General features: G+C 44.6%; 12 protein-coding genes. 1 reads left to right on the plus strand and 11 read right to left on the minus strand.

Translation table 11 applies throughout. From position 1 onward, the window contains the following. Positions 1-88: 88 nt before the first annotated feature. The 10 genes from V1L65_RS02295 to V1L65_RS02340 form a co-directional block, all read right to left on the minus strand. Positions 89-733: a response regulator transcription factor gene (locus tag V1L65_RS02295; protein WP_331697449.1), complete on the minus strand. Its 645-nt coding sequence runs from the start codon at positions 731-733 to the stop codon at positions 89-91. Further along, the gene (locus tag V1L65_RS02300; protein ID WP_331697450.1) at positions 726-1,883 is read right to left on the minus strand and encodes a sensor histidine kinase; all 1,158 of its coding nucleotides are present in this window, start codon (positions 1,881-1,883) and stop codon (positions 726-728) included. The genes V1L65_RS02295 and V1L65_RS02300 overlap by 8 nt, the downstream gene beginning before the upstream one ends. 445 nt (positions 1,884-2,328) lie before the next feature. Further along, the gene (locus tag V1L65_RS02305; RefSeq protein ID WP_331697451.1) at positions 2,329-3,573 is read right to left on the minus strand and encodes an MFS transporter; all 1,245 of its coding nucleotides are present in this window, start codon (positions 3,571-3,573) and stop codon (positions 2,329-2,331) included. Further along, complete coding sequence (locus tag V1L65_RS02310) at positions 3,566-4,693, minus strand: Gfo/Idh/MocA family protein (RefSeq protein ID WP_331697452.1); 1,128 nt, start codon at positions 4,691-4,693, stop codon at positions 3,566-3,568. The genes V1L65_RS02305 and V1L65_RS02310 overlap by 8 nt, the downstream gene beginning before the upstream one ends. A gap of 126 nt (positions 4,694-4,819) precedes the next feature. Then, positions 4,820-5,641 (minus strand): sugar phosphate isomerase/epimerase family protein, encoded by an 822-nt coding sequence (locus tag V1L65_RS02315; protein ID WP_331697453.1) that lies wholly within the window; start codon positions 5,639-5,641, stop codon positions 4,820-4,822. A gap of 18 nt (positions 5,642-5,659) precedes the next feature. Beyond that, positions 5,660-7,192, minus strand: coding sequence for an ABC transporter substrate-binding protein (locus V1L65_RS02320; protein ID WP_331697454.1), 1,533 nt, complete (start codon positions 7,190-7,192; stop codon positions 5,660-5,662). 46 nt (positions 7,193-7,238) lie between these two features. Next, positions 7,239-8,123 carry a carbohydrate ABC transporter permease gene (locus V1L65_RS02325; RefSeq protein ID WP_331697455.1) on the minus strand — a complete coding sequence of 295 codons (885 nt, stop codon included), beginning with the start codon at positions 8,121-8,123 and terminating at the stop codon, positions 7,239-7,241. Positions 8,124-8,139: 16 nt separating this feature from the next. Then, positions 8,140-9,048: an ABC transporter permease gene (locus V1L65_RS02330; protein ID WP_331697456.1), complete on the minus strand. Its 909-nt coding sequence runs from the start codon at positions 9,046-9,048 to the stop codon at positions 8,140-8,142. 76 nt (positions 9,049-9,124) lie between these two features. Continuing rightward, the gene (locus tag V1L65_RS02335; protein ID WP_331697457.1) at positions 9,125-10,450 is read right to left on the minus strand and encodes a response regulator transcription factor; all 1,326 of its coding nucleotides are present in this window, start codon (positions 10,448-10,450) and stop codon (positions 9,125-9,127) included. Next, entirely contained in the window at positions 10,428-12,149 is a 1,722-nt protein-coding gene (locus tag V1L65_RS02340) for a sensor histidine kinase (protein WP_331697458.1), read from the minus strand. The genes V1L65_RS02335 and V1L65_RS02340 overlap by 23 nt, the downstream gene beginning before the upstream one ends. Positions 12,150-12,936: 787 nt before the next feature. Here V1L65_RS02340 and serS point away from each other — a divergent pair. Further along, complete coding sequence (gene serS, locus V1L65_RS02345; protein WP_331697459.1) at positions 12,937-14,214, plus strand: serine--tRNA ligase; 1,278 nt, start codon at positions 12,937-12,939, stop codon at positions 14,212-14,214. A gap of 416 nt (positions 14,215-14,630) precedes the next feature. Here the strand turns inward: serS and V1L65_RS02350 are convergent, their stop codons facing one another. Further along, entirely contained in the window at positions 14,631-15,317 is a 687-nt protein-coding gene (locus V1L65_RS02350) for a metal-dependent hydrolase (protein ID WP_331697460.1), read from the minus strand. Positions 15,318-15,325: the final 8 nt, after the last annotated feature.

Raw genomic sequence — 15,325 nt, forward strand, 5'->3', positions numbered from 1 at the left:
TTTTTACATCATAAATGAAAAAAGACCAAAGCAGATACTCTCTCTGGTCACAAGTTCATGTTTAAGGCATTACTTTAGTCATTTATTTTTAAACGAGATGATGGCTGATCGCATATATAGCGAGCTGGGTCCGATCTCTAAGCTCAAGCTTATTCAAAATTTGCGTCACATAATTTTTGACGGTTCCAACGGAAAGAGCCAATTTGTCGGCTATTTCACGATTATTTAAGCCTTCGCCTATACAAGTCAATATTATGCGCTCTCTTGGGGTTAGTGATGGATCGGGCTCATTTTTTTCGGCTTTCTTTTCTTGCTTCCCAAGCAATACTGGCATAACCTTTGCTGCAATCTGGTCTTCAATTGACAAACCGCCTGCAAAGGCACTTTTAATGGAACGAATCAACGACTCCGTATCTCCATTTTTCAGTAAATAACCGTTAACACCAATCTTTAACGCGTTCATGACATAGTCGTTATCATCAAATGTCGTTAGGATCAGCAGCCTCATATTCGGCCAACGGTCATGAATTATTTTTGCTGCTTCGATTCCATCCATTTCTGGCATTCGAATATCCAGTACTGCTATATCAAAAAATTGCTTCTCGCAAAGCGCAATTGCTTCTTTGCCGTTATTGGCCTCTCCTGTCACACGAATGCCCGGGTCGGTCTCCAGCATGAACCTCAGCCCTTGCCTGATCATCACTTGATCTTCTGCTAACAATATTCTAATCACCAATGCCCCCCCTATCTACTAAACTTATCCACCCTCTAACCACAAATTGGCCGGAAATTCTATATACGTCCAAATCGCCGTTTATTTTTTTTAGCCTTTCCCGCATTGACGTAAGACCAAACCCTTCTTTGAAATCATTGGATTCCATATAAGGATTACTAATTTCAAACCGAAAAACACTGCCCCCAGGCATCTCAAACAGCACTTTGGCTTCTCTGGATTTGCTATGCTTCATAATGTTTGTTAAAGCTTCCTGTACAGAGCGATAAATAGCAAATGATTGCTCACCAGTAAGAGGCGCACTAAAGGCACCGTGATTGACCGTAAAATGAACCCTCAGAAAGCTGTCGCTTTCCATCTTACGGATTAACCGCATAATACCCTGCAGTCCACCCGTCTCATTATGCTTTAACGTTTTTACTGCCCGTCTTGTTTCCTCCAAGCTTTCATGAGCAAGCTTTTTTAACGAAAGTATTTGGGACTGCACTTGTTGCTGATTTTGTTCTGAATTTAACCGAAACATTTCCAGCTGCATCAGAAGTGCTGTTAATTTATGCCCTACCGAATCATGAATTTCACGACCGATTAATATCCGCTCTTCCTGTCTGGCCACTTCTTCCTCGGATGCCTGTTTTCGTTTCAATGCCCTATATTCGGCCAGCAGCGCATCATACCTCGAATTTGCGAAGCGTTCTCCGTCAAGCTTTATTTTATAAGCTGTGGCAGCACTAAACAGCAGCAGCATATAGCAAGCAAAGAATAGCTTGAAGGATAGCGCTGCGTCAGCCTTTATTACCAATACGCCGATCCCTGCTGCAAGCTCGATAGCTATAATGATGCAGAAAAATAGAGATTTAAGACGGTACACCATTTCCCCAACTATTAAAGCCACAATAAGCAGAAAATAGGGAGTTAACATTTCCTGATTTACCGGATAAACCGTAATAACTGCAAAAATTATTTTCACTCCAAATAACACCGCTAATATTTTCTGTTTTTCTTCTAAAAGGGGCAGTAGAAAAAAAACACTAAAATAGCCCGATAAACTAAATAAACGCCAATATTCACTTTCAAAATCAGATAAATACCCATACATAGCAGCCGCCCACATTGCAATATGCAGGGTGATCCCTATGACATAAGACTTCAATTTAAATCCCCCGTAACCTGTCTTCATTCATGAGATAAATGATAAACGTTCAGCATTGGATCATTCAATAGACTAAGCGTAACATATAATTGGCAAGGATAAACGGCAGAATAGGACAAGTGTGCAAAACTTATCTCAACTTTCGAAGCTTAAATTTGTATTGAGCAATGATAAACTTCTAACGGTTGCCACAAACGCTATTCGTGCAAAAATGACAGCTTCAATTTTCTAACGGTTCCTATTACGCTTAATTTCCCAAAATACACTGTTTTGCTCGAGAAATGGCATAATAGCGCTCGTTGCAACCGTTAGAGTAACTTTGGCAGTAAATTTCGTTGTGATTAAAAAAGCCCCAGCACATCAAAGGTGCCGGGGCATGCTTTATCGTTTTCAATAATTATCGCTTAACAACGATTTGTATTCATGAAATGTTTGATCTTCCCTTTCAGCCCTGCAACGATTTCGCTTTCCCTTGAACGCCATGCCTGCTGTCAGCCGATCTGACAAATTGCCACAGCAGCAGAAAACCGAATGCTCCTACTACTGTTGCGGCCAAACAGATCCGGTACAACACAGCGGAGCTCAATTCCTCGAACATCCAGCCGCCAAGAACGCCTGCGGCAATTCCAGATATACCGCCCCACGTCAACCCGTATACGGCCTGCCCGCTGGAACGATATTCGCCAGGCACGAGATGGGAGGTCAACTGTGTACCAATGTAATAGTAACCGCCGAAAGTCACAGAATGCAGCAATTGTACAAATACAACCTGGAGTGCCGAAGCTGCCAAGGACATAAGCAGCCAGCGCAAGGAAAACAGCAAGCAAATAATGATGAGCCATCCCAGCATCGTTTGTGATTTCTTCTTCAAATATTTGTCCAGCAGCAGGAAGACAGGCACTTCCAATATGGCAGTGGCGAAAGCTGACCAGCCAACCAGTGTATCCGAACCGCCAAGATTTCGGATATGTATGCCTAGAAATGTCATATTGATAGAGTTCGGAATGGAGATCAACACCCCGAGAAGCACAAATAATAGAAAGTATTTGTTTTTAAACACCTGCAAATACCCTTTATTTGAAAATTTGCCCTTCAATTCTCTTTCGTTGCCGCTAGGCATTAAGAAGGTAAAAAAGATAGCGAACAGCATCATAACGTCAAATACAATCCAGAGCCTGCTAATACCAAGCCAGCCAATGACGGGGCCGGCAGCGACAGCGATCAGTGCCCAGCCGAGCGACCCCCAAACCCGAAACTCTCCGAATTTATGCTTTGTGCCTTCAATAACATTTAGTATTAAGCTATTGCTCTGCGTAAATAAAGGGGTTTGAAAGGCAAAAAACATTAGCATACAGGTAAAAATGACCGGATATTCCTGCGTCATGAATACAAATTGCATACAAATGAAATTACCGATCAAACAAATAAGCAAAATCACCTTATTATTTCGCAACCGATCTGCCCAATATGCCCAAAATGGATTGGCTAGAAGACCGACAAGCGGTCCTCCGGCGACGAGCAAGCCAATCTGTACAGTGGAAATACCGAGCTCCTTCAAATATAAAGCAAAAAAGGTGCTGTAGATCGCAATCGCGCCATAAACAACGAAATTGAACACTTTCAGCATCCGCAGCATGTTCCGGCTGACAGTAAGGCTGGACACGATCATTTCATCCCCTTCGCTATACATTTACATTCGTCGTAGTGGAATGCTCTATAATTTCTTGTGCGGTCACTTCACGCCCAAGCTGATCGGACAAATATATTCCTTCACTGATGAGCATCGTTTGCAGGGCTATCTCAGCAGTTGGCAGCAGTGGAACACGCCCCTGCAGTGCGGCAATCCAATGATGCTGTGAAGAACTGTATGCATCATAATCCGCCTTCAATCTGCTCCAACGCAAGTCCATGTCATCAAGGTTGATTACACTATCCATATCGATGTCGCACTGTGTCGTATGGAAAGTAAGCGGGCCCGGTACCCCCGGATAAGAAGCAGCAGGAAGACGCAATCCGCCGCGGTTGCCGGCGATGCTGGAGCCTTCGAAGCCGCCCAGATGCATGGACCATGCTTCGATTAAATCAAGCGTTATGCCGCCTTCGAAGCGGACAAGGCCGAGTCCAAGTTCCTCCACATCGAATCCTGATTCAGCCTGTCTTGCTGCATCCATTTCCATCTCCTGATAAATCTTACCTGATACTCTGCTTACTTGGGGAAGATCGAGCAGATACAGCATTTGAGCAATATGATATACGCCCATATCCAACAGAGCGCCACCGGCTGCCGTTTCTTTTCTGTTGAAAAACTTCGTGCCATAACCATCTACGAAAGGACGCCCCCGCCGTCTGAAGCCTGTAGAGCGGGCATGATACAGCTTGCCGAGCTTGCCGCCTTCGATTAAAGCTTTTGCCGCCTTCGTTTCCTTGCGATACAGCGTATTGAGCTGAATATGCAGCATTCGGTTAGAAGCATTGGCTGCATCGAGCATCGACTTTCCGTCATAGTAGGTGCCCGCTATCGGTTTTTCGCAGTAAACATGCTTGCCTGCCTGAAATGCCTCATTCGTAACAGGTGCGTGGAAGTTATTATGCAAACAGACATCGACCGCTTCAATATCGCTTCGTTGCAAAAGCTCACGAAAATCAGTATAGACATCAGGGATGCCGAAACGAGCTGCAGCAGCACGAGCAGCATCCTCATTAATATCACAAACCGCAACGACCTCTGACTCTTTTATTTTAGCATAATTATCCAAATGAGTCTGACCGATCAAGCCGGCGCCGATAACGCCAATTTTTACTTTTTTCATAATCAATTATGCCTCCAGTCGTTTATTGAAGAGTGCCGAGTGTAGATTAGGCAAAAAGCAACGGTGAAAAAGGGCGGTTACTACAAGCAAGGTTCGGCCGCCCATAATTAACCGGCACTCTGTTCCTTAGTTATTTAATGCTTTATGCAGTACTTTCTTCATGGCCGCCAGAGTCCATTCAACCTCCGCATACTGATTGTCTGGCGCATTATGCTCAATTGCCCAGTAGCCGTCGAAGCCAGCATCGAGAAGCACGCGGGCAATTTGTACCGAGCGCTGCTCATTCGCTAATGTATTAGCGCCAAAATGAACATGGCATGCCCATGGTGCAATAATGCTGTCACCTAGCTCAGGATCAACCTTCCAGCGGTCAACGTGATGGAGCACTCCAAAATTAGGGTGGTTAACCGCCTCGGCAATCTGTTTTAAGAAATGCGGGTTGAGCGAAGGGCCCATATGGTTTTCTGGACCGATCATAAACCCATAATCAGCAGCGATCTGACAATATTCCTGATAGCGGGTAACAATATGCTCAAACTGCTCTTCATTCATCTTAAAAAAGTCGCCGTTCGGATCATTCGAATAGGAGCCTCCTGTGTCGATACGCACGGTTTTGGCGCCGAGAATGGCCGCCGCATGCAGATGCTGCAATGCATTCTGATATTGCAGCTCACGCTTGTTCTCGTCCGGATCCCATAATGCCGCCGTATCAATGGCAATATTAACAACCGTCATTTGCTTTTCATCCAGCGCTTCGCGAATTTTCCGCAAATAGGCTTCATCTGCCAGCCTCCATATATCGGTGCTTTTATCTACGAAAAAACCGTTATACAAATCTACTGTGCTAAGATGATAACGATGTTTGACCGACTCCAGGTAGCCGAATACGTCCATCTTTCCAGCAAGAAAAGTATTATTGAAAGAATAACCGCCAATTGAAAGTTTCATAGCTGCAGTACTCCTCTATTATTTATTTTTAGCCCATTCATCGAGCTGCTTTTGCTTTTCAGCAATGACCTTATCAATGCCTGCATCTTTTAGAGCAGCAATGAACTTCGGAAGGTTAACCTCAGGGTCCAGGGTGCCCGTTTCCAGCGCCATGCTGTACTGACGTGTCACATTGCTGATAGCAGCAAGCTCCGTCTTCACTGGAATCGGATTGTAAGTAAAGCCAAGAGCCGCAGATTTTTTCGATTCTCGATTAAATACCTCCATTTCTTTCCACAATTCAGGGATATCTGTTGCCCATGTATACGAAAGCAGCTGATTGCCGAACATCCAGCCTTGACGCAAGTTAAATCCGCTATTAGTAGAGTCTACGCCTGGCGGAAAATCAATTGAGCTCTCGGACACTTTGGCGTAGTGCTTGCCTTCAATGCCCCAGTTGATCAAGTTAACCAAATCAGGATCAGAATTAAGCAGATTGAGGAACATCATCGTACGTGCCGGATCCTTGGAGTTAGTAGGAATTCCCAGCATGATGCTAGTAATATTCGTTGTGCTCGTAATTTGATGCCCAAGACTTACAGACGATAATTTTGTTTCTGTTCTGTTCTCTGTTTGAGCAACGGCGCCAGGTTTTCCTTTGCTAATTGTGGCAAATCCAACATTGGCCTTAATATAATCGACAGCCGTTTCATTGCTGGTAGCAGCATCCTTGTGAATATAGCCAGCCAGGTACCATCTGCGAATTGTTTTAAGCATGTCGGCATATTCGGGCGTTTCATAAAGATTGACGACCTTCAGCTCATCCAGATTAGGCAGGACGCCGATGTAATCGCCCAATATATCCCACTGTGTCTCTAACAGCCGGTTGCCGATCGAGGCAGCTGCGCTTGCCTTGCCCAGTACATTAATATTCGGTTCATTCTCTTTAATGACTTTGAAAATAGCATCCAAATCATCGAGCTTCTTCACATTATCAAGACTTAAATTGTATTTTTCCAATAGATCCGTCCGCATTAGGACAATTGGGTCGGAGGCGAAGTCCCGAATGCTCGGAACAGCGTAAGTTTGGCCGTTTACCTTGGAAGCTGCCAGAACTTCAGGCTGAAAAGCCTTTATAATGTCCTGCCCGTGCTCTTGCAGCAAATCATCAAGCGGGAGAAGCTGTCCTTGGGCAACCTGGCGGGAATAGCTGCTGCCTCCCGTTACAATTAAATCAACCTGCTCCTTGGAGGTCAGCATGAGGATCGATTGTTGATCCCAGGCTGCTGGCTCGATACGCACGAGCTTTACGGTTGCATTAATCTTTTCCTTCGTAATTTTGCTCATTTCTTCAGCTACGAGATCAAGATCCTTTTGCGCAGGCCCATAGAAAACGAGATTAATTTCATAAGGCGGAAGCTCACTAGGCTTTGGACTGCTTCCATCCCCGTCCTTCACACCGGCGCTATTTGTTGGAGTACTATTCACTTCCTTCGAATTACCGCAAGCGGAAAGCAGCAATGCCGCCGTAAGCATAATAGCTAACCAGACGAAGCCGACTTTTCTAATCATGGAATAACCCCCATTAAAATATTGGTCAAGCAAGCAGCAAACGGATTTAACCTTTTACCGCTCCTACTGTTAAACCTTTAGCAAAATACTTCTGGAAGAACGGGTACGTGATAAGGATTGGAATGACCCCGATCGCTGCAATAGCCATCCGCAAGCCTTGACTTGGAATGCCATCCCCTGGATTGAGCTGGTCAGCCGCCTCCAAATTTGTCACTAAATATTGTGCGTTCAGCAAAATAGTATTTAGCAGCACTTGAATGCTGTGCAGTTTGCTGTCTGTAATGTAGATTAAGCCATTAAACCAGTCATTCCAATAATTGATGACTTGAAAAATACCAACCGTGCCCAATACCGGCTTGGAAAGCGGCAGAACGATCTGATAAAAAATGCGGAATTCCCCGGCGCCGTCCATATTAGCGGACTCAATGACTTCAACAGGAATGTTCATTGTGAAAAAAGTGCGGATTAAGATGACGAAAAAGGCACTTACAAGCAGTCCGGGTACAATAAAGGCAATTAAAGTATTTTTGATTTCGAAAATATTGGTATACATCAAATAGGTAGGAACCAGCCCGCCATTAAACAGCATCGTGAAAAAAATGAAGAACGCAATCGCGTTGCGGAACGGCAAATCTCTGCGGGAAATCGGGTATGCCAGCAAGGTCATAATAAGCAGGCTAACCATTGTTCCGACTGCAGTAACAAGAATAGAAATACCGTAAGCATTGACGATCATTTGAGGCTCCTTGAGCAGGTAACGATAACTTTCTATACTGAAATTGCGGGGCAATAAAGAATAGCCATACTGAACAATCGACTGTTCATTCGTCAATGAGGCAGAAATAAGCAGCAGAAAAGGGATCAAACATAGGCCAGCAGCAATAATAAAAACAGTGTGTACAATGATCTGCTCAAGACGGCTTACCTTCATCGTTGCTCACTCCTCCCTAAAACAGTGAATTTTCAGGATTAATCTTTTTAACAGCGTAATTGGATGCGAGAATGATAATAAATCCGACGACCGATTGATAGAGCCCAGCGGCCGATGACATGCCGATATCGCCATTGCGGAGCAAGGAACGATATACATAAGTATCAATTACGTTCGTAGTTGGCATAAGTACGCCGGAATCCAGCGGAACCTGGTAAAATAATCCGAAATCAGAGTAGAAAATACGGCCAACCTGGAGCAGCGTCATAATGATGATAACAGGTGTTATTAAAGGCAATGTAATGGTGAAGATCTGCTGCATTTTACTGGCGCCATCCAGCTTCGCTGCTTCGTAATATTCCTGGTCGATGCCGACTACAGCAGCAAAATATACGATACATAAATAGCCGGCCGAGCTCCACACTTTGACAAAGGTTAAAATATACGGCCAATATTGCCACTCGTTGTACCACATGACCGGATCAATGCCAAGCATGGGCAAAATTGTTTTATTCACGAGCCCTGTCTCCGCGCTTAGCATAGAAAAAACGAGAAAACCGATAATAACAGAAGAAATTAAATACGGCAGTAGAATAACGCTTTGATAAAACCTGGAAAAAAAGCGGCTGCGCAGTTCATTGAGAAGCACAGCCAAAGCTACGGCAACAACCAAGTTGAGAATGATAAAGACGATGTTATACAAAATCGTATTTCTCGTAATGATGTAAGCATCTGCTGTTTTGAACAAATATTCAAAGTTTTTGAAGCCAACCCAGTCGCTGCCGAGAATACCTTTTGCGAAGTTGATATCCTTAAAGGCGATAATCAGCCCAAACATAGGCGCGTAATTGTTAATGAGCAGGTAGATTATGCCGGGTATGAGCATCAAGTACAGCGTTTTATATCTTGTGAGCGTTTTCAACATGAACTTAACCTCCTTTCTATTATTGTGGATTGCTGGCTTCTGAAATTATTGTAGTGGATGGAAAAAAGCAGAACCGCTATTTTTCTGACCTGTTACTGTCATTATTCTGACTTTGTCTGCGATATTGCTTTGGGCTCATTTGTACAGTATTTTTGAATACACGAGCGAAGTATGAAAAGTTGGAATACCCTAAGTAAACGGCAATATCACTAATTGACATGTCTGTATCGGACAGCAACCGTTTGGCCAGCTCCATCTTTTCCTCGAGAATGTATTCAATAACTGATTTGCCGGTTTCTTTCTTAAAAAGCCGCGATAAGTAGTCCGGATGCAGATGGACATGCCTCGCAACATCCTCTCGCGAAATACTGTTATGCACCTGCTCTGCAATAAAGCTGCGCACCGTTTCTAATGTTTGTTCAAGCGGGCCTGCAAGCTTAACAGCTTCATGAAGAAACTGAATGCCATTTGCCGGACCCGTACTACGTTTATTCTGTTTGCTCAGCTTAAGCAAGCCGGCAAATTGATCTGCCAGCTGGTAGACAAACACCGGCTCGCCAACATAACAAGCCAGCTCGCAATTAAAGTATTGCGCGCATGAGTTCATATAGCTTTCTAGAGCTTGCTTGAATGCAGCAGACTGGTTGTAGGAATGCTCCCCGCTGCCTGCCGGAAACAGCAGCACCATTAGACGGTTATCAGCCCCGTACCGGATCAGCCGGCCGTCGTATTGATTGAAAATTAAATAGTCAGCAGCATTTCGGAGCGCATATTCCATAATGATTTCGTCCCGCGATGACAGCGGGCGCAGCCAGCGTTGAACAGCTATGACGACAGGCATAAAGAGATCAGACTCTGTAATTGGAAGCTGATTATTGTGCAAAGCCTCCTGTATTTTCTCCGGGCTGGAGGAGATACGGTAAGCCAGCAAATCTTGCCAGAACTTTTCAATTAATATAGGTTGATGAGTTTCCCATAACTTAGAGTAGTAATGGCTCGTTTCTTTATTGGTCAGCTGCTCTCTTTTATCCGCAACCTTGCAAAGTCCCCGCTGCACCGCGTTTTGCAACTCAAGAAATTTCACAGGCTTTAGCATGTAGTCCAGGCTTCCGAGCTGTACTGCTTTTTTCGCATAGTCAAAGCTAGAATGACACGTCAAAAAAATCGATTCCGTTAACGGATACTGCTCCCGTACCCATGCTAAAAGCTCGATTCCGCTCCCCTGCGGCATTTCAATATCACATATCATCATATCGATCGGATAGGTCTGAAAAATTTCCTTCGCTTGGCCAATATTATAGGCCGTATGAATGCGAACGATATTAAGCTCTTCCCATGCAACACCTGCATACACGGCTTTTACTGCATGAATTTCATCGTCAACGATAAGCAATTGAAACATTGTATCCCTCCTGCGCTTCTTCTATAAGAGGTAATAGCAGCTTAACCTGTGCCCCGCCATCAGGGCGATTGGACAACTGCAGACTGGCTTTTTCTTTATAGATTAATTTCAATCTTTGCTTGGCATTCCAGATGCCAATTTGCTCGTCTCCGTCCGTCATCGTTGGCACATCCTGCTGAAATTGCTGCAGCGCTTCCAGAGAGAAGCCTTTGCCCGTGTCCCAAATAATGATGCTCATCATTGCCCCATGCTCAGAGCTATGTCGGATGTCAACGCCAAGTTTAATCGGTTCGTTCATCGTAATCGCATGCTTAATGATGTTTTCGACAAAGGTTTGTATAAGCAGAGGCGGAATTTGCATACCCGAGAATGCTTCAGGACAGCGGAGTTCATAGGTAAAGCCTTCATGAAATCGTACAGCCTGAATACGCAAATAATTTTCAGTATGTGCCAGCTCGTCCGCAAGGGAGACAAATTTCATATTGCTTTGGAACATGAACCGCAAATACTTCATCATATACTCCGACATCTCCTGAATAAGCTGATAGTTGCGGAACTGTGCCAAATTATAGATCGTATTAAGCGCATTTAAGAAAAAATGCGGATTAATTTGCAGCTGCAAATGCTTGAGCTCAGCTTTTTGTTTAAGCAGCTGCTCTTCATAAACATGGATTTTCAAATCTTTTATTTGTGCAACCATGCCGTTAAACACATCATTCATCAGCTCAAATTCGTAAGAAACAGGTGAGCTATTCACGCGGTGCTCCAGATTGCCATCCCGCACTCTGCGCATAACAGTCACAATCCGATTGATCGGCAGCAATATGACCTGCCTTAGAAACATATAGAAGAAGGGAATGATGACGAGAGAACCGATCAAAACCAAATACCATACGCGCCTTAAATCAGGCAAATGCGCTAAAATATCCCGATATGGCATTAATATAAGGAGCGAGAAATTACCTTGACTGGAAGGCGTGCTAACATGCAAATATTGCTTTTCATCACCTAACGTTGTTAGGCCGTCCATTGGTTCATATTGCTCTGTTACGAGCAGCGACTTGCCGTCGTCACCCATATCCAGCAGGCTGATCGGCACCATTAATTTGGAGGCCAGCACCCAGGCGCCTATGTAGACTTGTCCGAGCTTTTGAATTTTATATAAATAATATTGATCGTCCAGCTTGTAGGTGAACCATTGATCCGCAAGATCAGGATCAGTCTCCACCTTCTCTTGCAGCATACGTATAATACCAGCGCGTGTAGCCTGGAGCTGCGCAACACTCTCCGTAGATGGCTGGTTCGTAATTAAATCCTGATTAATAGAGGAGTATACAAAGAACAAATCGATCGTCCTATAATTGGCAATATCACGTTCGATTTTGTTAAAAAGATAAATTCTGGCCATATTGTACGAATCGCTGTTATCCTCCCGCGGGACGTCGATAAGCAGCAAATCACTCTCAAATGCAACCGTCATTTTTAAATATTTGGATACCTCCTCTAAATTATGGTCAATCTGGTCCATGTACAAAGCGGTTAAATTACGGTTGGAATTAGCGACCTGCTCCTGCACGACCTGCATCGCATAATAATTGTCATACAAAAGCAAGGATTGCAGCGGCACGATAAGCAAAAGCACACCAACGATCAACTTGAAGCGGATTGATTTCTTTGAAAACCCTTTCAAAATATGCAATGTGAAACCTCCTCAATATCGTGATATGACCAACAAAGCTTAGCTTCGGAAAATTCCGAAATCATATAATTTGTATTCTATAACTGAATGATTGACAAGTGAACATCGAAAGAGGGGGACTATTGAACTGTTTTTTATGTATAGCTCGCGTGTTGTGCTAATCCACTTTCAATTGTGTGTTGCCCTGTCGACAATGAATCGACAGCACTCCAGCTGGTCAGTCGTTCCGTTATTACGCCCAAAATCGTAGTTTTGAAGCAGCAAAGTGACAGACGTTCCGGTATTGATCCATAAATCGCAGAAAAAGCCCCATTCGAGGCCGAGTAGCGGAACGTGTGACCGCGAAATTAAAAAAATGGCGGTTTTAAGGCAAATAACGGAACGTGTGTCCATGTCTTCGCAAGCAAGGAATGGTGACAGGGAGCAAGGTTGAGACTGGAGAAGCGTCAGTGTCCACGTACAACAGCGGCCTTCTACCTTAACTTGCACGCAGTGCTATTCCCAGCATTCTAAGCATAACTTGAATAAAAGTCACATAATCAGCTATAATAGAAAAAATATCGACATCATGCCTGTGAAGAGAATCCAACTCGGAGGCGTTTTCGTCAAGGAGAGCGGCAGCTGCTCCCTAAGTTAACCGGGCCCGCCCGTTACCGCGGAACTAAGTGGATTGGACATCTGACAATGTCTAATCAATTTGGGTGGCACCGCGAGAATATAGCGCTCTTCGTCCCAATGTGGGATGAAGAGCGCTTTTTTGCATTTTATTAAAAAGGAGTGCGTTGCCATGTTAGACATCAAATGGATTAGACAGCATCAAGACATCGTTCAAACAGCAGCAGATCAGAAAGGAATCGCGATATCTATCGCACATTTGGTCGACCAGGACGATCTAAGATTGCGTCTGCTGCAAAAAATCGAGCAGCTTCGACAGGAGCGAAATCAGAAAAGCGAAGCTATTCGGGCCTTCATTCAAAACAAAAGCATCGAGCAAGCCGAGCAGCACAAGCAGCTTGTAAAGGAAATCAATCAAAAACTGGGCAGCTTGGAAGAGGAGCACAGGCAGGTGGAGCAGCAATGCCAACAGCTGCTGCTATACGTCCCTAATATTATCTCGCCAGATACACCGCAAGGTTTATCTGACAAAGATAATGTCGAGATCAAACGGCAAGGCATGCCGACAAGCTTCGCCTTTGAACCTAAGGACCATGTTACACTGGGAGAGCTGCATCGCATGATCGATATCCCGCGCGGGGTAAAAACGGCAGGCAGCCGTAATTATTATCTTACGGGCAAGGGCGTTGCCCTGCATCGGGCTGTACAGCAGCTTGCTCTAGATTGGCTAGCAGACAAAGGCTTTACACTTCTTGAGGTTCCTTTAATGGTACGTACGGAGGCACTGTATAATACAGGCTATTTTCCGCTCGGCCAAGAGCAAGCCTATAAAATCGAAGACGAGGACAAGTGGCTTGTCGGCACATCAGAGGTTCCGCTGGTGTCGTATTATGATAATGAAATCGTAGATGTATCGGAGCCTGTTAAGCTAGCGGCGGTATCCCCTTGCTTCCGCAACGAAGTAGGCTCGGCAGGGAAAGACGTTCATGGCTTATACCGTGTGCATCAGTTTTCTAAGGTCGAGCAAGTCATTATTTGCGAGAACAGTGTGGATGTGTCGGAGCAAATGTTTCATCATATAACGAGTAATGCAGAAGAAATCCTTGAGCTGCTTGAGCTTCCATACCGTATAATGGCAGTTTGCACCGGCGACTTATCACAGAAAAATTATAAGCAATGGGACATTGAAACGTGGATGCCTAGCCGGCAAGCGTATGGGGAAACTCATTCGTCGTCTATTTTGCTGGATTTTCAGGCTCGCCGTTCGAACATTAAATACCGGGATGCAGATGGCAAAACACAGCTTTGCCATACTCTTAATAATACAGCAATCGCTTCACCGCGCATTTTAATCCCGCTATTAGAAAATCATCAGGAGGAGGATGGGTCAATACGGTTACCAAAAGCTTTGCAGAAGTATATGAATGGATTGGAGCGGCTGGAGATTTAAGGCGATAGATACTTTGAAAGGGAGAACGGAGAGCAAGAATGGGAATGGAGAAGCGGCAGCGTCCGCCTTTGTAGGCCGATTTTATCCTTTACAGGGGTTATTTATCAAAAAAATTGGACTACAACAGCGGTCGGAATCCCAATCTTGATCGTAGTGGACCCCTTTCAATTGCTTGTTGCTCTATCTACAATTAATCGACAGTCTCCGTATGTCCATGAAACTTCGAAAACGGAACGAGTGTCCACCAATCGAAAAAGTGCAAAGAGGCCGAGTTTTGAATTCGACCTCTTTTTGCAAGCATTTTATTTAATTCGTCCAAACCCGCAATTCGTTGAGTGCAATATTACCCCATTGTCGGTTTCCATTATTGACCTTTAATCTAATTTTGTCTCAGGTAATTGGGCTTAAGGAAATATCTAAATTTCAACGAATTCGCCCGGCTTTAATTCGTGCCCTTGCTGTTGCTGTGCCTCCAGCTGCTTAATAAACTGCTCGCCATCCTGGCGGATCGGCGGGAATGTGTTAAAGTGAATAGGAATAATATGCTTGGCGCCCGTCCATTTCGCAGCAAGCAATGCTTCCTTAGGTCCCATTGTAAAATGGTCTCCTATTGGCACCGCGGCAATATCAATTTTGTTCATCTGGCCAATTAATTGAATGTCGGAAAATAGCGCCGTATCACCCATATGATATAAAGCACGGTCACCCATAGTAAGTATTACCCCTTGCGGCTGACCCGCGTAGTATGCCACCCCATCCACTTCGAAAGAAGAGCTATGAAATGCCTGCGTAAATTTTACGGATATGCCGTCTTCGATACGATAGGTGCCTCCTGTGTTCATCCCAACCGTATCAGCTCCAGTTGCGCTTAAAAACCCCGCTAGTTCTACTACCGCCACGATTGGGCATTGGTTAGCGAGCGCAACCGCTGCTGCATCGCCGGAATGATCACTATGCCCATGGGTTAGAACGACAGCATCAACCTTCAGCTCCTCGGGCTTCATTACAGCTACTGGATTGCCGCTCAGAAAAGGGTCAATCACGATTCGTTTGCCTGCCCCTTCTACCAATAAGCCGGCATGTCCCAAAAAAGTAATTTTCACTAAATTTC

The sequence above is a fragment of the Paenibacillus sp. IITD108 genome (assembly GCF_036541265.1).
GTDB lineage: Bacteria > Bacillota > Bacilli > Paenibacillales > Paenibacillaceae > Pristimantibacillus.

Bases quoted from the DNA above. Each gene is read 5' to 3' on its own strand.
- V1L65_RS02325 (WP_331697455.1), bottom strand. From the start codon at position 8,123: ATGAAGGTAAGCCGTCTTGAGCAGATCATTGTACACACTGTTTTTATT.
- V1L65_RS02320 (WP_331697454.1), bottom strand. From the start codon at position 7,192: ATGATTAGAAAAGTCGGCTTCGTCTGGTTAGCTATTATGCTTACGGCG.
- V1L65_RS02335 (WP_331697457.1), bottom strand. From the start codon at position 10,450: ATGTTTCAATTGCTTATCGTTGACGATGAAATTCATGCAGTAAAAGCC.
- V1L65_RS02310 (WP_331697452.1), bottom strand. From the start codon at position 4,693: ATGAAAAAAGTAAAAATTGGCGTTATCGGCGCCGGCTTGATCGGTCAG.
- V1L65_RS02330 (WP_331697456.1), bottom strand. From the start codon at position 9,048: ATGTTGAAAACGCTCACAAGATATAAAACGCTGTACTTGATGCTCATA.
- serS (WP_331697459.1), top strand. From the start codon at position 12,937: ATGTTAGACATCAAATGGATTAGACAGCATCAAGACATCGTTCAAACA.
- V1L65_RS02305 (WP_331697451.1), bottom strand. From the start codon at position 3,573: ATGTATAGCGAAGGGGATGAAATGATCGTGTCCAGCCTTACTGTCAGC.
- V1L65_RS02315 (WP_331697453.1), bottom strand. From the start codon at position 5,641: ATGAAACTTTCAATTGGCGGTTATTCTTTCAATAATACTTTTCTTGCT.